The sequence below is a fragment of the Halioglobus sp. Uisw_031 genome, assembly GCF_047729875.1.
Lineage (GTDB): Bacteria > Pseudomonadota > Gammaproteobacteria > Pseudomonadales > Halieaceae > Marimicrobium.
The window spans coordinates 2,157,661-2,178,499 of record NZ_CP159826.1; the positions used below are offsets into that span (position 1 = coordinate 2,157,661).

The following is a 20,839-nucleotide window of genomic DNA, read 5'->3' on the forward strand; positions in this document are numbered from 1 at the left end:
TATAACCATGAATGAACCGTGTAGTGCAGTGAACATCAGTTATCCTTACAAAATACAAGAAGTGCGCGATCTGGCCTGGGCCTGCTTCTCACCTCCCCTACTGAATCTTGGGCAGACAGGTATTAGTGCGCCTGACATAAACCCCTGTGGCTTACCGTTAACCCCGCCCAGACGCGCCTGGCTGGCCCAGTTGGACCAGGATGCCACATCCCTGATGGCACACCTGTCGCAACGGCCTACGCACCGTCTGGGAATCTATTTCGAACAGCTGTGGCAGTTTTTCCTGCAGCAGGACCCCGAGATCGAACTGGTATCCCACAATCTACCCATACATCACCAAGGCAGAACTATCGGCGAGTTCGATTGCCTATATTACTGCCATCGGCGTGAATGCCACGTTCATCTTGAACTGGCGGTCAAGTATTTCCTGCGTTTACCACGGGCTGGGGTTAGCGATATGACGAGTGCATTATCGGATTGGGTTGGGCCTGACAATCGTGACCGGCTCGACCTAAAGCTGGAGCAATTGTTACAACGTCAAATCCTGCTGGGCGATCAACCGGCGGCTCAACACGCCTTACATAATCTAAACATAGTCAATCTAACGAAAGAAATCGCTTTGAAGGGGTATTTGTTCCAAGCGCCCGCGCCTGCAACAGCCCCAAATACTGCCGGGCCGCCGGGTTATAACCACGATTGCAGATTGAATCCCTGGGTCCCCCTCGATCAGCTTGAATTGCATTGTGACACTCTCAATGCAGTGGCTTACATGATGCTGCCTAAAATGAAATGGCTTAGTCCGGCGTACTGCGAAAATACCGCGGATAAGATGACAAAACATGCACTCAAAACGCAGTCAGCTGAACATTTCAGTGAGGGTTCTTACCCTCTAATGATCGCCGCACTCGACGAGTCCGACCGTGAGTCAAGCCGCTTTTTTATCACATCAAACCTTTGGCCAGAGATCAACGGCTAACCAAAAGCAAACACTCGGTGCACTTGTGCCACGCTTCGAACCACACTGCCTGCTCTGGGTTTACTTTATTGACTCAGGATTATGTGCCCACTACCTGTCTGATTTTCATTGGCAACACACGGGGTGCGTCTATAAAGCCACGATGATTTTTGATGATATTGTAAGCGGAGGCCAGCCCAAGCTGATCCATTTGCCTGCCTCGCTGGGCGATACACTACACAATTGTTTTCGCTATCGCCCGATGGGAAGGCGTGGGGGGAACGCGCAGCTAGTGAATGTCAGTGATATACTAGAACCTGACCCTGTGAGACTACTGGAAATAGAAGTATGGCAAGCCACTCTGATCTTAAATGGCCTTTTCGCTGGGATCTTCTGTTGCGCTACCGTTTTATCGAAACCATCGCGCTATGGGAAGGACGCCTGACCACCCGACATCTCTGCGATACCTTCGGCATTGGCCGGCAACAAGCCAGTAAAGACATCAACAACTACATCCGTGAAGTTGGCCCTGGTAACCTGGAGTACGACAAGTTTCTCAAAGGCTACAAACCGACACTCAAATTCAAACCACAGGTGACCGAGGGGCTGGCCGATGAATATCTGCACCTGATGGCGCGCAACAACGAACTGATGAATGTGTTCGAATCGCTGTCACTCAATGTGGCCAACGTCGAGGTGCTCTCACTACCGGTGCGTGACGTCAAACCTGAGGTGCTTCGTCCCATCATGCAGGCAGCCAGGCAGCAAAAGAGACTCGATGTAGACTACGTGTCCCTGAATCACCCAGACAGAGAGGGGCGAATCATTGTGCCCCACACTCTGGTCTATAGCGGGCTGCGTTGGCATGTGCGCGCCTGGTGTGAGAAAAACGCCGAGTATCGCGACTTCGTACTGAGTCGATTCCGAGGCATCCCGGACATCATGGATGAATCGGAGCATGGCGCTGAAAGCGATACCGAGTGGAATACTCACATCACCGTACGTATCGTACCCGACCCCAGACTGAATCCAGAACAGCAGGAAGTAGTAGAGATGGATTACGGCATGGAGAACGGTGTACTGGAGGTTTCTACCCGCGCGCGGCTTGTGCCCTATGTGCTACATCTTTTGCATATCGAACCCAAGGAATTAGCTGAGGATTCGACCGCCCAACAGATTGTGGTAGAAAATCGGTCTGAATTGAAACCCTGGCTGTTTGGGTAGACAGCGCCAAGGGATAAGTGCTGCCGCAGGGCACAGGGTCTGCACCTTTACCTAAGCGTGAAAACTGTTGCCGCCGCTACCGCTGCCCACAGCAGCTCTTCAGCATAGCTACCCAGAATCAAAAGACCCACGGTGACGGCCCCAATAGCGATCAACCGATCTGCCCATGGCGTGATGTGCTCATGATCAGCGGCCCCTTGCCTACGCTGCACTAACTCACGCGTGATACGGTGTTCGATTCGCTTTGTTGCTGTTGCTGTCGTCGTCATAATGCCACTTCCTTCGCTACTCGCTAGTCGTGGCACTATGATCCCAGTCGCTTCACCCACAGACCATCTGTCCCCTTTTCAATCCGATTGAAAAGGCGACACGTGAGTAAGGGGTGGCTAGTCCTCCCTCCTCCTTAGGCGGCGCCACAACGTAACACCTGCTAACACCAGCCCCCCTGCTACTATCCCGATTAAAATACTGCAGAGGGTTGGCGTTAAGAACGCCAGCAACGGTCCGACGGTCTCTATCTGTCCGATATAGGTTGCCAGCGACTGTACACCCTCCTGCAACTCATGAAAGCCGTGAACAAGAATGCCTCCGCCCACCATAAACATGGCGACGGTACCCACCACTGCCAGAAATTTCATCAACCAAGGGGCGAATATAATGAAACGCCAACCCATCCAGCGCACAAATTTTAGCCAGGCACCCGGCCCTTTCTTCTCCATCAGATATAGACCGGCATCATCGAGTTTGACGATGCCAGCAACCAAACCATACACGCTGATGGTCATAGCAAATGCAATGATAGAGACGACTAAAACCTGACCCAAGAAAGTCATTCCAGAAACCACGCCAAGTGTCAGAACAATTATTTCAGCCGACAGAATAAAGTCCGTGCGTATCGCCCCTTTGATCTTGGTCTGCTCGTATTGCACAAGATCAAGCGAAGAGTCTGCCAAGCGCTCAACTAACTTCTGGTGATGCGCTGCTTTCTTTGTACTATCGCCAAAAGCTGTGTGGGCAATTTTTTCAAAGCCCTCATAACACAAGAACAGTCCGCCTAAAATCAGTGCGGGGCCAATTAACCAAGGCGCGATAAATGAAATGATAAGTGCCGCGGGAACTAGGATGCACTTGTTGCGCAACGAGCCCTTTGTGACGGCCCACACAACGGGCAACTCTCGATCAGCGCGCACGCCTGTCACTTTTTCTGCATTAACGGCTAAGTCATCACCCATTACAGCAACGGTTTTCTTAGCCGCCATTTTAGTCATCAGCGCTACGTCATCCAGCACTGCTGCGATATCATCTAGCAATAAAAGTAAGCTGCCTCCTGCCATTTAAAGTTGACCCCTACTAGAGCACCTAACCACGGCGGCATGCCAAGGTGAATGAGTTGGAATAAGTTGCGCTAGTCACAGGAGTGCACCTGCCCAGTCGCGGCACGCAACTGTAATGGAAGAGAACAGCTTATACCGCGAAACAATGCAGCATTGACTGATCGAACAAACTCACGACAAACCGTTCAAGGGCTATAGCGCATCGCAATGACGGCTAGACGCGATTTTTTACAGATCAAGAATATCGAAACGCCTAAGCTGTTTGACGCACTCTTTGGGGTACTGGGTCGGTGAAATTCAGCACTGGCGTGTGATCAAAAAACGCTGCCATCAATGCAGGGTTCTCTCTGTACTTTGGATCATTCTTGATTTCGCGGATCTTTGCAACAGGTAACGTAGAGCGGGAAAGGAGGTAAAGATGATGATAAAAATCATAATCCTCTTCTGACGGTCTTCTCAGCAAACCTGCGCTTTCAGCTGCTATCACATCCTCACTGTACTTATAGGTTGGATAGCTGGTCATATTCGGCAACATAAAAGTGTTCATGTCGATGGGGAACCTGAGCAAAAACTCGAAGGTTTCTTCTAGGTCATCAACCGTCTCGAAATCTACACGGGTAATCAAATCATAAAAGCCTGTAATACCAGCGCCGACAATCTCCTCTGCGGCCGCGATTACCCGGTCCGTTTTAGTGGGGCGGTTGAAATGCTCCTTCAGAACTCGTTCGCTGCCCGACTGCACGCCCATAGTGATGGCAACGCAACCCGCTTCTTTGAGCTTGTCCAGCAGCGATCTATCATGTGTGGTCGGGTAAGAGTAACACCAAAATGGCAATCCAATCTCTTCTGTATAGCGGGGTAAAAACTCTTCAAGCCACCTCGGGTGGACTGTGAACACATCATCATAAAACATCACTTTCTTAATACGCAAATGGCTTTTCGCCCAAAGCAACTCATCAATTATGCTGTCCACTGACTTGCGACGAAGAGAATTTTTTCGCCCAAACATATCCTGATATTTACTTTCAATACAAAAATGGCAGGAAAACGGGCAGCCCCGCTGAGTCATTATCGAATAGCTTTTCGAGCCCTCGGGGTAATAGTCTCGCTCTATTTTGTCTTCGTTAATGTAAACATAGCGGTCTCTCCCCCAGTCGGGGCAGGCAATATCATTCAGTTCCATCAACGGGCGGTTTTCATTTTTGATAATTTCATCACCGCGCTTACACCACGTTCCTAAAATATCGGAATAGTCATCGCCGGCATCAATCAGGTTCGCTAACTCGACGATCACAGCCTCGCCTTCATTGATACAGAGGACATCGGCAAAACCTATGCACTTTTCTGGCTCGAGAGTCGGGCCAGGGCCACCCCAAATAAAGGGGCAGTCGAAATGCTCTCGCAGCCGGTCATTAACTTCACCACACACTCCGATCAACCCAGAAAAAACAGTAAATCCGATACAGTCAGGATTAAAAGCCTTTAACTCATCGACTAAAAGCTGCTGTTCGACATCGCCAACCGGCTTATAGAGATCAACCGAAAACTGTTTGCCATTTGCTACGAATCCAATACCCGGGTAGTCCAGCTCAAGATAGCCAGTCGACTCATCTGTCGGGAGTGCAACGGTCTCCTTGAAGTAAAGAACCTTTACCTCGTGCCCTGCTGCCAACAGTTGACCTGCCAATTGCGCTGGCGCCAAATTCAACCCGTTAAACAGTTTAACTATCGCTATTCTCGCCATCAGCGCACTCTCCATGACTGCTTTGTATAGACCGTACTTCACCCAAGTTTAGTCATCCAGGCGTCAAATGTCCATAAGCACTATATCCATAGAGTGTTCGGGGTTTCTAAGGCCACCAGTTCACCCTGAAGCCGCTATCCCTCCTGACGACCCCATTCACATGACTTTACAGCGGCACTGAACTACCACGCCATAGGTATCTGATCTTTAGGGAAAGTCGAAGCACCAAAAAACCATGTTTCTACTGCATAACGCACTTTGGTGAAATCATCGCGAGACTGGGTGCGATGTAAATATAGATGGTCAAAAAACATCGCATCCCCCGCGCCAAATACGGGCGCAACGGGCTGGCTTTTAAAGCCACTACTGTCGATATACTCGTCACTGACAGACCAGTCAAAGGTAGCTCCGTCGGAAGAGGCAACCTTGTGGAGGCGCTCCGGCACGACGTCCATACCAGGGGCTCCTGTCTCACCGCCGCATTCAGTCAGTGGTATCCACATATTAATACTATTAATGTCGGTCCCCATAAAGGCGCCGTCCTGATGCCACCCAGCTTTATCAACGGGTAACTTGGAGCGCCGTAGCACCCATTTCTTCACCGACAGACATGCCGGTTCACCCAGATAGTCTCCCACCAGCTTCTGCACTCCATGTTCTTCATAGAGCTGCAGCAATGTCTCTGCAACACTGGGAGCTTCAACACACATTGCTGCTCCACTCGCATTGTTAAACATTCTTAAGCTGCCAAGCTCCATGCCCTTATTAGGCATGATGGATAACATGTTTGCTGGTGGGTTGTGGTACGTACCGGAAAGATTAGCTCGCTCTACCCTAGATTTTCCGCAGGCATCTAAAACGTGATCTATGGCCCCGACCAAAGTGTCTGCTTCCTCCTGTGAAAACATATTCCGCACAATTAAAGCGCCGTGCTCTGCAAGTGCACTACGCAAACAGTCAGCAGACAATTCTTCTAGCGTGACCTCTGGTATACAGCACTCGACAGGCACCGCATCAGCAGATTCACTAGCAACAATAAGTTTTGGGTTATCTGCTGGGTAAAGATGCCGATAAGACTCTATACGCTGCGCTATCGAGTCGCAGTCTGACACTGCATCTCTGGCCTCCAAGCTCTCCCGCGAAATTTGAAACTCAGGCATAGCTACTCCAATGAGGTATTACCGCAGGAAACTCTACGATATTTGGGTTAATGCGTCCACTCTATCGGCCAGCACTTGATCCTGAAGACACCCGCCACTCAAAGCGACATCACCTTTTGCTTACGACAGCGAACGCAATTATAAATTGTTACCAGCTTACCCTGCTTAACATCAAACTGATTTGTCTTATCCAGTTCCCATTTGTGGTGACCATGGCGGCATAAAGTATTGCCCTTGTGCTTTTCCTTCAGGGAGGGTTTGCGAAACGGAATAACATCGGACATGATCGCCTCTTGATACGGCTACAGCAAAGTACGCTGCAGCGCATCATTCCAGCTGGAAAAGCGCTGCCGTCGAGCACGGGCACTGATGGTCAGTGAGAATTCTTTCTCTACCCGCCAGATTTTTTTCACCTCCGCCGGACTTTCCCACAGACCTACACCGAGACCCGCGAGGTAGCAGGCTCCGGCCACCGTGGTTTCAATCACTTGTGGCCGAATGAGTCGGCGACCGAGCAAATCGGCCTGTATCTGCATTAACAAATTATTGACCGCAGCCCCGCCGTCTACACGCAACGGTTTCATGCGCTTACCTAAGTCACGCTCCATCGCACGCAGAATGTCGGCATTTTGTAATGCCATCGCATCCAGTGTTGCGCGGGCAATATGACCTCTCTGTGTGCCGCGGGTTATGCCGGTAAAGGTTCCGCGTGCATCGGGGGCCCAGTGGGGCGCACCCAGTCCCGTTAATGCGGGCACAAACTCCACGCCCCCGTGGTCTTTAACCTGCATTGCCAACGCTTCAATATCAGGCGCGTGTTTGATCATCTTGAGACCATCGCGCAGCCATTGAACCGCTGCTCCACAGACAAAGGCCCCACCCTCGAGAGCGTAGACCAACTTCCCCTGTTCCCCTAACTGCCACGCTACAGTGGTCAGCAGACCTGAATGAGAGTGCAGGCGTTCCGCCCCGGTATTCATCAGGATGAATGAGCCGGTTCCAAACGTGCACTTGGCATCGCCTACATCAAAGCACGCCTGACCAAAGAGCGCCGCCTGCTGATCACCGGCCATGCCGGAAATGGGAATACCATCCGGCAGGCCGGCAACTCCCCGGGTGCGCCCAAGAATCCCGCTGGACGGAACGATCACGGGCAGCATCTCCCGCGGCACCTCAAACAGCGAAAGAAGGTGCTGATCCCAGCGCCCCGTTTTAATGTTCATCAGCGAGGTACGCGAAGCATTGGATACATCGGTGACGTGCACGTCGCCCCCGGTAAGCTGCCAAACAAGGAAACTGTCTATCGTACCTGCGGCTACCCGCTTGTTTCTGACAGCTTTCGATATACCGACCGTATTCTTCAGCAACCAGCGGTATTTACTGGCGGAAAAATAAGGGTCCAGCACCAGGCCGGATCTACGTTTGACGGCATTTTCGTGTCCTGCTGCCCGCAGTGACTCACAGAATTCTGATGTGCGCCTGCACTGCCATACGATGGCATTGTTAAAGGGCTCACCGGTCTCCTTATCCCACAGCAGAGATGTCTCGCGCTGGTTAGTGATGCCAATCGCGACTATCTCACTGGGCTTGCAAATGCCCTTGCGAAAAATTGCACGAATCCCCTTTCCCACCGAAGCCCAGATATCAGCCGGTCGCTGCTCTACCCAACCAGGTCGAGGATAGATTTGCGGGAACTCATAGTTAACGCGCGCGCGCACTTTACCCCTGGCATCCATCAGAGCCACGGTACTTCCCGTGGTGCCCTGATCGATACCAAGAACAAACTTACTCATATCTACTTGCCGAAACCTTCCACTGCCTTGATCTCAAGAAAGTCGGTGAAACCATGGCTACCCCATTCGCGACCATTGCCCGATTGCTTGAAGCCACCAAACGGCACATTAAAACCGCCGGATGCGCCGTTAATATGCACATTGCCGGCACGGATCCTCGAGGCCACTTCACGGGCATGATCGAGGTCGCCACTTTGCACATAGCCCGCCAGCCCATAGGGCGTGTCATTCGCAATGCGAATCGCCTCTTCCTCAGTGTCATAAGGGATCATAGTGAGTACCGGTCCGAAAATTTCTTCCCGGGCGACCGTCATCTCATTGTTGGCCTGAGAAAATATCGTCGGCCGAATAAAGTAACCCTTATCGAGACCCTCGGGGCGACCTAGCCCTCCAATGACGACCTTTGCGCCCTCCTTGATACCCTGCTCGATCAGACCCTGAATCTTATTGAACTGCACTTCAGAAACCACCGGCCCCATAGTCGTCGTCTCCGCCGTTGGGTCTCCAATAACAACTGACTCTGTCACTTTAGCGGCAATAGCTTCAGCTTCAGCCAGCTTGGCCGCAGGCACCAACATGCGCGAAGGTGCGTTACACGATTGCCCTGTATTGGTATACATATGTCTGACACCGCCGGCGACTGCTGTCTCCAAATCAGCATCATCTAATATAATATTGGGTGATTTTCCACCCAACTCCTGAGTCACACGTTTCACCGTGGGCGCCGCGTTTTGAGCCACTAGAGAGCCGGCGCGAGTCGATCCTGTAAAAGACATCATGCTCACGTCAGGGTGCTTCGACAGCGCCGTACCCACTACTGGACCATCCCCATTGACCATATTGAACACGCCGGCAGGCACGCCCGCTTCATGCATTACTTGTGCAAACAAATAGGCCGACAAGGGTGCAACTTCACTGGGCTTCAATACCATCGTGCAGCCCACAGCCAGCGCCGGCGCAACTTTGCAGGAAATCTGGTTAATCGGCCAATTCCACGGCGTAATCAGGCCACAAACGCCAATAGGCTCTTTAAAGATACGATGCTCGCCCAGGTCCTCCTCAAACTCAAAAGCCCGCAGAACCCTAAGCGCCTCCTCCAAATGTCCCTGCCCGGTATAGGCCTGCGCAGTGGTCGCTAGCGTGTGAGGTGCGCCCATCTCTTCCCGAATCGCATCGGCAATATCGAGATAATATTTCTTGTAGACCGCGATACACGATTCCAGCAATTCAATCCGTTCCTGAGTACTCGTGCGACTAAATGTCTGAAATGCCGCCTTTGCCGCAGCAACTGCCTTGTCAACATCAGCCTCGGAGCCCATGGATATATGTCCACAGACCTCTTCCGTCGCGGGATTAATCACGTCAAAACTGTTGGGAGACACTGGGTCTACCCACTCACCGTTTATGTAAAACTGCCTGTTCTCGCGCATTGTTATTCTCCTGAGTTAGCCTTTGTAAAGTCGACCCAGTTTAAGCACTCTCAGCGCCACTGACTAGTACCGAGTTGGCCCAAGAGGTAGTTTTTGCAATTAGATGGCATCAGTCGTTGTCTGTCGCCTAAAAATCACGCAAAATCGCCAACCTTATTCACTGCCCCAGAGACCCATCGCCATGGATAATGAAGAGTTGACCCTGTTTCGCGATATGGCACACCGCGCCCTAGAAGCGGAAATTTCCCCGTATATTGAGCAGTGGGAAGCGCAGCATAGTGTTCCCAGAGAATTGTGGCATACACTGGGGCAAGCTGGATTATTGTGCCCTGATATGCCAGAAGAGTACGGCGCTGCGGGGACCACACCTGAGGTCACCTTTGCCGTTATTGAAGAGATGTCTCGCCTGAGTTTTGGTGGCATTGCATCGGGTTACAGTATTCACAGCAATATCGTAGCACCGTACATCGAACATTTCGGCACTGAAGAGCAGAAATCCCAATGGCTGCCAAAAATGGTCACCGGCGAAGCCCTCGGTGCCCTGGCCATGACGGAGCCCAGTGCTGGCTCAGATGTGCAGAGCATTCGCACCAAAGCGGTCAAGGACGGGGACGAGTGGATACTCAACGGCTCCAAAATTTTCATCACCAATGGCATGCTGGCAGACATTGTCATCGTTGCAGCAATTACCGACCCCGGCAAAGGCGCAAAGGGCACCTCGCTGTTTATCGTGGATGCCACACTACCGGGCTTTGCGCGCGGCAAAAAAATTGAGAAAATGGGGCAGCACACGTCCGACACTGCCGAGCTGTTTTTTCAGGATGTTCGCCTGCCCGCTTCCTCGCTACTGGGTGAACTCAACAAGGGCTTCGTCATTATGATGACCGAGCTGCCGCGGGAACGTCTGGGCATCGCTGCTCAGGCTATTGCCGCCGCCGAAGGCGCGCTGGACATAACCGTAGATTACGTATTGGAACGAAAAGCCTTCGGCCAGACGATAGCCAGCTTCCAAAATACCCGCTTCACGTTAGCCGAAGTGAAAACTGAAATCGCCATCAACCGCGCCTTCTATGAAAAGTGTGCTGATGCGTATACGGAGCAAAGGCTGACTGCGGAAGATGCTGCCATGCTGAAATACGCCAGCACCGAAATGCAGTGCAAAACTGTCGACCAGTGTCTGCAATTATTCGGTGGCTACGGCTACACCACTGAATATCCCATCTCCCGCTTCTACACCGATGCCCGTATTCAACGGATATACGGCGGCACGTCTGAAATCATGCGGGAGCTGGTCGCTCGTTCAATACTGGGCCGCTAGGAATAGGCCCTCACACCAGCCCCATCATCTGGACGATCCCGTGGCTATGGCCGGCCGTATAGCCGCCGTCAACTACCAGGGTATGTCCCGTAACATAACTGGAGTCGTCTGATGCAAGGAAATAGGCTGCTCCAGCAATTTCCTCGGGCTTGCCCAGTCGTCCCACTTTAGTCTCTCGAATAACATCTGTCTTAAGTTCGGGCATTAGGTCCATCACACCATTAAGCATGGGTGTATCGATAAAACCGGGGCAAATCGCGTTGCACCGAATACCCATTCGCCCATAGTCAATTGCGACATTCTTGCTCAACAGAACCACCCCGCCCTTGGAAGCATTATAGACACTACCGCCTTCGGTGCCATTAAGCCCCTCGACACTGGCAATGGTGATAATACTACCGGACCGCTGCGCCATCATTGCATCAAGCACCGCTTTGATGGACAAAAAGGTGCCCTTTAGGTTGACATCAATCACACGGTCCCAGACTTCTTCATCTAACATCCCCACGGGCCCGCCATCGCCGAGGCCCGCAGCCGTGAGTAAAATATCGATTGTTCCAAATTCGCTCAAGGTGTCTGCAACTACCGCTCTTTGTGCTTCACCATCGGTCACATCGACCTGGTGAAAACGGTTAGCTGGCGCCTGCGCTTCAACAGAAGACCAATCACTCGACATGTTCCTATCCATACCAATGACGGTCGCACCTTCGGCGGCATATCGTTGTGCGCAGGCCAAACCAATACCTGAGGCTGCCCCCGTCACAATAGCCACTTTATTTTTCAGTTGGGACATACCGGCACCTCTCTAATTTTCAAATTGGTAGTCGGCGCTGTTCACTTCCTTGGTCCAGCGCCACATGTCGAGAATCTTCCACGGCCACAACAAGGTAACCTTGCCTTCAGCATTTTGATAAAAACTGGTCTTGATAGAATCATGCTCCCACACTAGCTGGGCATGCAATGCGCGAAAACGCTTCTGGTAATCTCTGTGCACGTCTCCCTTACACTCGATGGAATTATATTTAGACTGCATCAACGTCTTGAGACAATCCATAATGTAACGGATCTGGCACTCGCCATTAAAAATGAGGCTACCCCCAAACGCTAGGTTAGTGCCGGGACCGTACATACAATAGAAATTAGGAAAATCAGACACCGTTATTCCAAGGTATGCAGATGGTTCAATGCCCCACTTATCGGACAGCAACTTGCCTCCTCTGCCTTTAATGGCCATCGGCCACAAAAACTTGTCGGTCTCAAAACCGGTGGCATAAATGACTATATCTGCAGGATAAAAAGTGCCGTCACTCGCCGTAACACCGCCTGCGCTGACGCTGGCCACACCTTGGGTAGCGAGATCAACATTGTCGCGTTTGAGTGCTGACAGCCAACTGCCATTGTCCTGCAAGGTGCGCTTACCCATCGGAGCATAATCAGGCGTCACCTTTTTCAGCAGTTCCTCATCGTCACCAACCTGCCCCTTAATATGATCAAAAAACATCTGGTATACAAAATCGTTCATCTCATTGATTGAACGCTCCTGATGTGGCCATTCGGGATCAACAAAGACGGTATCGTAGGCACCATCACAGGCGGGCCAGAAAATCAGAAAGCGGAACCAGCGGGTATAAAAAGGCAAATTCTGCAAACACCATTTTTTTCCCTGTGGCACCTCCTCATGGTAGATCGGGTTTTCAAACATCCACGGCGCTGAACGTTGAAATACGGTTAGCTGACCAACGTCGCCGGCAATCGTTGGAACCAACTGAAACGCACTGGCACCAGAGCCTACTACCACTACCTTTTTACCGCGACAATCAATACTGTCGTCCCAGGCTGCAGAGTGACACCACTGTCCGGCGAAGGAATCGACCCCTGGAATATCCGGCAGCACTGGGCGATTCAATTGCCCCACCGCGCTAATAACGGAGTTCGCAACGTATTGCTCTTCAACACCATCCTTGTCGGTAGTATTGACGGTCCACTCCTTGCTCACCTCATCGAACACGGCGCCGGTTACCTCCGTATTGAATCGAAAGTGCTGCTCCAACTGGTGGTGATAGACAACCCCTTCAAAATACTGCTGCAACTCTTTTTGTTGCGAAAAGTATTGCGTCCAATGGTGTGCTGGCTCGAAGGAATAGCTGTATAAATGATTGCCGACATCGACCCGTGCGCCCGGGTAGCGATTTTCAAACCAGGTGCCACCCACTGCAGAATTCTTCTCGATAACCACAAAGGGAATCCCTGCCTCCTGCAAGCGATAGGCTGCTAATACACCTGACATGCCCCCACCGATGACCAGCACTTTATGCTGCGCTCGTGCTTCTGCTGGAACCTCATCGCTCCAAGCGTCACTGCGCTGGTCTATGCCGTCCAGTTCCATCTCCTCCAGCATCATCGGCACATAGTCTTCAGGCACATCACCTGCCACGATGAAATTCATCATGCGGTGAATGGTCGCCGGTGAAGGTGATGACGGAAGCTGGCAGCCGCCATCACGAAAGTTCTTAATCATCTCTAGTGCCCGAGCTCGCACCGTCGCCTTGTCTTCTTCGGACATGTACCCCTGATACTCGTTAATAAACACGCCTGCAGGACGAATAGCACCGTCGAGAAGGCTTGCATCGCCACTCATGTGAATCATGCTCATCATTAGGGTGGGGATACTGGCCTCCTCCAGCGCGCTCGCGATGAGCGCATCATCGTCCGGAATGGAAAAGCTGGACTGGGCAGTACCTGACATTACGAGAAACTCCTGAGGTGCTATCTGAGGCGACGAATCTAGAGATCGACTGGCGGCGCAAAGGTTGGATTACGGGCCAGACGTATATCGTCTAGCCGGGTATGTGCCGTCTCGCGCCACGCCTCCTCCGAGAGCAAGTAGAAACGCTCCGCGACGATGCCATCAAACACGCGTTGCGCCATAACTTCAGGGCCGATGCCAACCGCAACACTCTCAGCAATCGCCTCGGAAACCATCGTGCGCGCCTCTGACTCAACGATATCGCCGTCGCGACTATAGGCGCTAGGTCGATTACGTTCTGAAGTTCCAATGCCTGTATTAATCATCTCCGGACACAATACAGAGACTTTTACGTTGGGCACATGAAACGCCAATTCGTGATAGAGCGACTCACTCAGGCCCAATACGGCATGTTTAGTCATGTGATAGATGCCGGAGTATGGCATGGCGGTAAGCGCTGCCATAGACGCCGTGTTAATGATGTGGCAATCACTATCCTGCTTTGCCATGATCGGCACAAAGGTGCGTATGCCGTGAATAACACCCCAGACGTTGACATCGAGCTGCCACCCGAAATCAGCAACACTCTCCTCCCACAGCAGGCCGCCGGCAAAGACGCCGGCATTATTGCAAGCGATATGGATGCCACCAAACTCAGCCACAGCGGCATCGGCGAGATGTTGCACATCCTCTGCCTTGGATACATCGGTCACCACACCGACACACCGACCACTACCCGAGTTCAGCGCGGCAACGGTCTCATCCAGCGCTTTATGCTCGATATCGGCAAGCACCACATTCATGCCTTTGTCGAGAAACAACGCGCCCATTGCGCGCCCGATGCCGCTGGCGCCACCGGTAATGACCGCCGTTTTACCTGCAAAATCTTTCATTCAACTATACCTTTGTAGCGCTATGGGCGGGCAACAACGCAGAGCTAGAGAGCCCCACACATCGCGCCCGCTACCGGTGGATTCATACACAGCATCAGCCCGACATCCCAAAGAGTGTCGGCGAGTGGCGCCGTCAGTATTGTCAAAACAGTAACACAAAAAAACCCACACTAGGCGGGCCTGATGGCCTCCCTACTGATTCCGTAGGTGGCACTATAAATAGATATACTGGCATGGACTTTGCGGGGTCTGAGGACCTATGCGATGCTACTTTTTAAACCGTCTGTCCGATAAGAGAAAATAGCGATAGCACAAAGAACCCTATTGTAATCGTCACCAGTGACAACAGCGTGGTCAGCACAACGATATTTGCAGCCAGCGTGCCGTCGCCGTGGGCAGCCACTACCATCACATGACTGGAGACCGCGACAGGTGTCGCCAGCAGCAGGAAAAGAACGCCTAACGGCTCGCCCCGGACACCGAACGACAGAGCGAGCAAAATGCCGACCAATGGCGCCACACAAAGGCGCCAGAAGCTGGCCTCCCACGTGAGCGCTCCGGCTTTATACAGATGAGACAAGTTCATGGACGCACCAATGGAAACTAACACCAGCGGCAGAAAAAATGCTGATAATCCAGAACTCACTGGAGCGAGGCTTGCTGGCGCAGGAAGTGGAGAAACCGAAAGGCACACGCCTGCGGTGATACCAATGATGAGTGGGTTTTGAGCAATGCCCAGTAAAACAGTGCGAAGCGTAGTAACGGAACCTAGTGTGGCATTAAGCACCCACACCGCGAGCATGTTGTAAAGCACGGTCATTAACGCAATGGGTAACGCGGCTAATATTGGGCCGCGCTCCCCATAGGCGGAAAACGTTAACGCTACTCCAACAATAGCGAGATTAGAACGGAAGGCTGACTGCACAAAAATACCTTTTAGCTCTCGCGGATGACCGCGCCAGTTTGAGTAATACCAGCTAAGCGCTAAGATAAGCAACGTCGCCACTATGCCTGCCAAAAGATATCGCGCACTGCTAAGGGTGGTGTAATCGACCTGCGCCGCGCCGGCAAACAACATAATGGGCAAACCGATATTAAATGCTAGTCGTGATAGGTTTTCGTTGAGTGCTTGAGACAGCAGACCAAATCGTTTGAGCAATACGCCCAACAGAACCCATGCGAAGGTAGGCAGAGAAACCGCTAAGGCCGCATAGAAAAGTGTTAGTGCGTCAGAAAAGGACAGGACTGAGCTCCACTAGACACAAAATCTCACCCTGTAGACGATGAAAAGGCTAGCTCAACCAGAGTATCGCGCAGTGCCGATATCAAACTATCGATTTGCGCAGTCTCCATCACAAACGCGAGACCCAACTGAATGGTGTCGCCGCCGTTGCGCACATAGAAACCTTTATCCCACATGCGCATCGCCACTTCAAAGGGACGTCTGGCAGGCTCGCCTGGATACCACTCTAGCGCAAGCGCGCCTGCAAAACCGTAGTTACGAATATCACTCACATAGGGCAAGCCCTGTAATTGATGCAACGCCTCTTCAAAATACGGTGCCAACGCTGCCACCCGCTGCGGCAACTGCTCCTGCTGTAAAATATCCAAAGTAGCGACAGCTGCAGCACAGGACACAGGGTGAGCCGAGTAGGTATACCCGTGGGGGAACTCGACCATGTAATCAGGACCACCCTTGTCCATAAACGTCTGGTATATCCCCTCCCTCGCCACCACCGCACCCATCGGAATAGCACCATTAGTCAGCTGCTTGGCCAAAATCATAATATCCGGCACCACGCCAAAGACATCGGCGCCGGTCATACCGCCACAGCGGCCCAACCCCGTTATGACTTCATCGAAAATCAACAAAATATCATTGGCCGTACAAATGTCGCGTAAGCGTTGTAAGTAGCCTGCAGGTGGCGGAATAACACCGGCAGAGCCGGCGACCGGTTCAACAATTACTGCCGCAATATTGGAGGCATCGTGCAGCGCAATCAAGCCCGACAGTTCATCCGCCATCTCCCAGCCGCTAGTGGGCATACCCCGGCTGAAGGCCATATCTCGGGACAACGTGTGAGACAGGTGGTCGACATCAATCACTGGACCAAATAGCTTACGATTTGGTCCTATCCCACCGACAGCCATCCCGCCAAAATTCATCCCATGATAGCCCTTGGCTCGTCCAATGAGCTTTGTTTTCGTCCCCATTCCCTTCTGACGCCAGTAAGCTCTCGCCATTTTTAGTGACGTGTCCACAGCATCCGAGCCAGAGTTAGTAAAAAACACATAATCTAGGCCAGTGGGTGTCAGTGACTTGACCTTATTGGCGAGCTCAAAAGCGCCCGGGTGACCAAATTGGAACGCAGGCGCATAACTCAGCGTCTGCATCTGGGCCTGCACGGCTGCGGTAACCTCCCGCCGATTGTGTCCAGCACCGCAGCACCACAGCCCCGACATACCATCGAGAATCGTGCGTCCTTTATCGTCGATAAAGTGCACCCCTTCGGCCGCGACAATCATCCGAGGATCGCGTTTGAACTGCCGATTACCCGTCGATGGCATCCAGTAGGCTTCAAGGTCCTGTCGGTTTAGGGTGTTATCGGTAATAGGTTTCCAGCACTACAAGCCGTTGAATGTGGCCAAAGTTTGCCACTAAGTTTGCCACTAGACAAGCGACGAGGATCTTATGCATATCCACTGATGACTTTATCGTATAGAGCCGTGTGCTGCCGCTGGCGCCTCGGCGGCGCAGATGGCGTCACGTGCAAGCGGATCCAGGCGAATTGGTTTGTCACGCGCACCGGTGCCCGTAACATGCGGCATTAGCAGCTCTCGGCGATTGCTCACCGGTTTACACCGGTGGGGCCAATGGTATAGGGCGACGTGTCGGCTACAGCAAGGTCAACTTAGAGGGTCATTTGTAACCTATCTAACGGCTAGAGCTGGCTCCTATCTGTTTTTCAACGCTGAGGATAAATTCACGCAAAGCCACTAATACCTGTTTGGGTGCTTCAATGGGAAGCATGTGGCCATAGTCTTTCAATACGACCAGTTTCGCCTGTAACTGGTCGGCAACTGCCAAGCCAGCTTTGATCGGCGTCATTTTATCTTGTCCTGCCAAAATCATCGCAGACGGCGCGGTTACAAGCCCCACAGCGTCGACTCCACCGCAGTAATCGGCGCAACATTGCAGATCGACTGCCAGAGGATTGTTGCCCATGATTTGTCGCCCAATAGCAATCGGCTGCATACCGGGTGTCGCGCTGACCCCTATTTGCGTTTGATGCCCGAAACCCCACTGCAGCATCAGGTCAGCCGCCTTCATGGGTGACCGCCCTGCCGTCTCAATTAGCATTGGATTGACCGGGATGGCAGCGGCAGTGCCAACACCGATTAGGGACTTCACTGCTGTTGGCTTGAGTTTAGACAGCTCTAACGCACTTAAAAAGCCTTGCGAATGGCCAACGACGTGCGCGTCTCGAACACCCATGGCATCGAGAAAATCAGCTAACCATTTCCCAGAGTCTTCGATTGTTACACAGGGGGGGCCTTTAGACAGAGAGTGCCCTGGAAAGTCTGGCGCCAACACACCGAACCCGTTATAGGCAAACCAACGCGTCTGCAATGCCCAGCTTCGGTGGTCTAAACCACTGCCATGCAAAAACAGCACGGTTGATAAGTTTTTGTCGAACTTTTTACCTCCGGTAGCGACATGAGCTTCAAAGCCGTTGACCATGAGTTTCATGATTGAGACTCGGCCATACGCTGGGCAGCTCTCAAACCATTAGCGAAATCTGCTTGGATATCTTTAATCCCTTCAATGCCAACCGACACACGAATCAGGTCTTCGCTAATACCGGCAGCCACCATCGCATCATGGGTGAGTCGCGAATGCGTAGTACTGCCCGGGTGCAGGACAAGTGTTCTGGAGTCACCGACATTGGCTAGGTTTGAGGCAAGTTTCAACGAGTCGATAAATGCGCCCCCTCCTGCTCGACCACCGACCACGCCGAAGCAAAGCATGGAGCCCGCGCCATTTGGAAATAACTCTCTGGCAATTGCGTTGCTCGGATTGCTCGGTAAGTCAGGGTGATTAACCCATGTGACTTGCTCTTGAGATTGCAGCCATTCAACCATGGCCTTGGTATTGGCGATATGCTGCTTCATGCGCATATTCAGTGTTTCAATACCTTGTAGCAGTAGAAATGCATTGTTTGGACTCATGCACGCGCCAATGTCACGCATGGATTCTGCGCGAATCTTCATGGCCAAGGCATTAGGGCCAAATTCTTCCCAAAATTTAATGCCGTGAAATGGCTCATACGGTTCAGTTAATTCTGGAAAGCGGCCACTAGCCTCCCAATCAAAATTACCGCCGTCAATAACCACGCCACCAACCGCTGCACCATGTCCGCCTATCCATTTAGTAGCAGAATGCACGATCACATTAGCACCCGATTCGATAGTGTTGCACAGCCCCGGTGGAGCAAAGGTGGCATCGACTACAACGGGTAGTCCATGTTGCCTTGCAATGCTGCTAATTTGAGGGAGGTTAGCCACTTCCAGGCCGGGGTTCCCAATTGATTCGCAAAACACCATTTTAGTATTTTCACGGATCGCGCCCTCTAATGCCCCCTGATCGTTAATTGAGACGAACGTCGTTTCTATACCCAAGCGCTTCAATGTGTGGCGTAAAAGAGTCGCGGTCGAGCCATAGATTTGTCCCGACGAAACGATGTGATCACCTGCCGAACAGAGCGTAATAAACGTCATAAACAAAGCACTCATACCTGACGCTGTGCAAATTGCCCCACTGCCCCCTTCTAATGCAGCGAGACGTTGTTCCAACACCGCAACTGTTGGATTAGAGATACGGCTATAAATATGCCCGCCTTGCTCTACATTAAACAGCGACGAGGCATCGTCTACACTATCAAATACATACGAGGTAGTTTGATAGATGGGTACAGCGCGCGCCCCGTGATCGCTTTCAGGGACATAACCGCTGTGTAGCGCTATCGTATCGGGGTGGTAATAAGAAGATCGGCCCATGCGAATGCTCCGCTAGCGTTAAACGAATAGATCAAAGTTAAAAGGAATTGAATGAAAACTACTGGTCTGTCCATCAATGGTGATGCTGTCGTTATTGTCTATATAAGAAAGTGGCAACATAGCAAGAGCAAGATTCTTGTTGTATCTAAATGACCATGCCTGTGATCGAACCTCACCAATAATCTCACCATCGATCTCGATATCACTACCACCTAGGCGACTAGGCTGCATATGTGGCGATCTATCGAAGGCTAGCCCGACAAGCTTTCGGGTCTGCTTTCCGACCATCGCTTTAAGAGCCGGCAGGCTCAGGCTTTCGATATCAGCATCAAGGTTTAAATAGGAATCTAAACCACACTCAAATGGCGTATCAAATTCGTCCATGTCGTTGCCATAGGATAACAGGCCAGACTCTAATCGTTCATTCCCCTGTGGGCAGCCAGCCCGCACAAAAAGGTCTTCCCCATTGGCAAACAATTCGTCCCACAATGTCTCGCCTAGCGACCAATCAGGCATGTATATCTCAAAGCCACATTGCTTGCTCCAACCGGAACGCGCTACGTACATTTCAACGCCCCGAAACTGAAGCATTTCACCTCGAAAAAAACGGATTTTGCGAACAATTTCACCAAATACTCTTGCCATTAAGTCATCGGCCTTGGGGCCTTGCACTGCCAAGGGGAAAATGTCTGGCTCACATACCTTTACATCCAGCCCATAGCCTTGTGCTAGGCCTTGGGCGAAAAATTTAACGTCGCTATCAGAGACTGACAACCAAAATCTATTCTCGGCTAACTTGATCACAATGGGGTCATTTAAAATAAAGCCTGCGGCATTGCAAATGGGGCCATACATTCCTTGCAGTAGCTCAATATTAGATAAATCACGTGGCGTCATCATCTGGGCTAGCTTGGCCGCATCAGGCCCGTTCAGTTCGACTTGACGTTCCCCCGAAACGTCCCATACCTGAACATGCTGACACAAGTGCCAATAGTCACTCTCGGGCGTGTCAAACAATGTAGGCAATAGCATATGATTATAAACCGTATAGGCTGTTACGCCTGCCTCTTCAACACGGTTAGAGTATGGCGTGGTGCGCACGCGACGGTTAAAAGAAAGCATTTTTGAGTTCATGGACGTGCCCCTAGTAGATCTTCATAGCCCACCAGCGGCAATGTTCACCG

19 protein-coding genes are annotated in these 20,839 nt (G+C 51.7%); 3 read left to right on the top strand and 16 right to left on the bottom strand.

All coding sequences use genetic code 11. From position 1 onward, the window contains the following. Nucleotides 1–7: 7 nt before the first annotated feature. Both ABXT62_RS09800 and ABXT62_RS09805 read left to right on the top strand, forming a co-directional pair. Nucleotides 8–976 (top strand): DUF1853 family protein, encoded by a 969-nt coding sequence (locus ABXT62_RS09800; RefSeq protein ID WP_415355075.1) that lies wholly within the window; start codon nt 8–10, stop codon nt 974–976. A 327-nt stretch (nt 977–1,303) separates the two neighbouring features. After that, entirely contained in the window at nt 1,304–2,179 is an 876-nt protein-coding gene (locus ABXT62_RS09805) for a helix-turn-helix transcriptional regulator (RefSeq protein ID WP_415355076.1), read from the top strand. Between the two features lie 47 nt (nt 2,180–2,226). Here ABXT62_RS09805 and ABXT62_RS09810 read toward each other — a convergent pair whose 3' ends face one another. From ABXT62_RS09810 to ABXT62_RS09840, 7 genes are all read right to left on the bottom strand, one after another. Beyond that, on the bottom strand, nt 2,227–2,448 hold the full coding sequence (locus ABXT62_RS09810; RefSeq protein WP_415355077.1) for a hypothetical protein: 222 nt from the start codon (nt 2,446–2,448) through the stop codon (nt 2,227–2,229). Between the two features lie 117 nt (nt 2,449–2,565). Continuing rightward, nucleotides 2,566–3,513, bottom strand: a complete 948-nt coding sequence (locus ABXT62_RS09815; protein WP_415355078.1) for a DUF808 domain-containing protein — start codon at nt 3,511–3,513, stop codon at nt 2,566–2,568. A 253-nt stretch (nt 3,514–3,766) separates the two neighbouring features. Continuing rightward, nucleotides 3,767–5,257: a B12-binding domain-containing radical SAM protein gene (locus ABXT62_RS09820; protein WP_415355079.1), complete on the bottom strand. Its 1,491-nt coding sequence runs from the start codon at nt 5,255–5,257 to the stop codon at nt 3,767–3,769. Between the two features lie 182 nt (nt 5,258–5,439). Further along, entirely contained in the window at nt 5,440–6,417 is a 978-nt protein-coding gene (locus ABXT62_RS09825) for a phytanoyl-CoA dioxygenase family protein (RefSeq protein WP_415355080.1), read from the bottom strand. 98 nt (nt 6,418–6,515) lie between these two features. Beyond that, entirely contained in the window at nt 6,516–6,701 is a 186-nt protein-coding gene (locus ABXT62_RS09830) for a hypothetical protein (RefSeq protein ID WP_415355081.1), read from the bottom strand. A gap of 18 nt (nt 6,702–6,719) precedes the next feature. Continuing rightward, nucleotides 6,720–8,210, bottom strand: coding sequence for a glycerol kinase GlpK (gene glpK / locus ABXT62_RS09835; protein ID WP_415355082.1), 1,491 nt, complete (start codon nt 8,208–8,210; stop codon nt 6,720–6,722). A 2-nt stretch (nt 8,211–8,212) separates the two neighbouring features. Further along, nucleotides 8,213–9,640: an aldehyde dehydrogenase family protein gene (locus ABXT62_RS09840; RefSeq protein WP_415355083.1), complete on the bottom strand. Its 1,428-nt coding sequence runs from the start codon at nt 9,638–9,640 to the stop codon at nt 8,213–8,215. A 181-nt stretch (nt 9,641–9,821) separates the two neighbouring features. Between ABXT62_RS09840 and ABXT62_RS09845 the strand changes: the two genes are divergently transcribed. Then, nucleotides 9,822–10,958 carry an acyl-CoA dehydrogenase family protein gene (locus ABXT62_RS09845; protein WP_415358197.1) on the top strand — a complete coding sequence of 379 codons (1,137 nt, stop codon included), beginning with the start codon at nt 9,822–9,824 and terminating at the stop codon, nt 10,956–10,958. A 10-nt stretch (nt 10,959–10,968) separates the two neighbouring features. Here ABXT62_RS09845 and ABXT62_RS09850 read toward each other — a convergent pair whose 3' ends face one another. From ABXT62_RS09850 to ABXT62_RS09890, 9 genes are all read right to left on the bottom strand, one after another. Continuing rightward, complete coding sequence (locus tag ABXT62_RS09850) at nt 10,969–11,751, bottom strand: SDR family NAD(P)-dependent oxidoreductase (protein ID WP_415355084.1); 783 nt, start codon at nt 11,749–11,751, stop codon at nt 10,969–10,971. Nucleotides 11,752–11,763: 12 nt separating this feature from the next. Next, on the bottom strand, nt 11,764–13,704 hold the full coding sequence (locus ABXT62_RS09855) for a flavin-containing monooxygenase (protein ID WP_415355085.1): 1,941 nt from the start codon (nt 13,702–13,704) through the stop codon (nt 11,764–11,766). Between the two features lie 38 nt (nt 13,705–13,742). Beyond that, entirely contained in the window at nt 13,743–14,597 is an 855-nt protein-coding gene (locus tag ABXT62_RS09860) for an SDR family NAD(P)-dependent oxidoreductase (RefSeq protein ID WP_415355086.1), read from the bottom strand. 274 nt (nt 14,598–14,871) lie between these two features. Next, nucleotides 14,872–15,840, bottom strand: coding sequence for an AEC family transporter (locus ABXT62_RS09865; RefSeq protein ID WP_415358198.1), 969 nt, complete (start codon nt 15,838–15,840; stop codon nt 14,872–14,874). 26 nt (nt 15,841–15,866) lie between these two features. Next, on the bottom strand, nt 15,867–17,165 hold the full coding sequence (locus ABXT62_RS09870) for an aspartate aminotransferase family protein (protein WP_415355087.1): 1,299 nt from the start codon (nt 17,163–17,165) through the stop codon (nt 15,867–15,869). A 144-nt stretch (nt 17,166–17,309) separates the two neighbouring features. After that, nucleotides 17,310–17,450 carry a hypothetical protein gene (locus ABXT62_RS09875; protein ID WP_415355088.1) on the bottom strand — a complete coding sequence of 47 codons (141 nt, stop codon included), beginning with the start codon at nt 17,448–17,450 and terminating at the stop codon, nt 17,310–17,312. 82 nt (nt 17,451–17,532) lie between these two features. Continuing rightward, the gene (locus tag ABXT62_RS09880) at nt 17,533–18,348 is read right to left on the bottom strand and encodes an alpha/beta fold hydrolase (RefSeq protein WP_415355089.1); all 816 of its coding nucleotides are present in this window, start codon (nt 18,346–18,348) and stop codon (nt 17,533–17,535) included. Continuing rightward, on the bottom strand, nt 18,345–19,655 hold the full coding sequence (locus ABXT62_RS09885; protein WP_415355090.1) for an O-acetylhomoserine aminocarboxypropyltransferase/cysteine synthase family protein: 1,311 nt from the start codon (nt 19,653–19,655) through the stop codon (nt 18,345–18,347). The genes ABXT62_RS09880 and ABXT62_RS09885 overlap by 4 nt, the downstream gene beginning before the upstream one ends. A gap of 18 nt (nt 19,656–19,673) precedes the next feature. Beyond that, nucleotides 19,674–20,789, bottom strand: coding sequence for a dimethylsulfoniopropionate demethylase (locus ABXT62_RS09890; protein ID WP_415355091.1), 1,116 nt, complete (start codon nt 20,787–20,789; stop codon nt 19,674–19,676). Nucleotides 20,790–20,839: the final 50 nt, after the last annotated feature.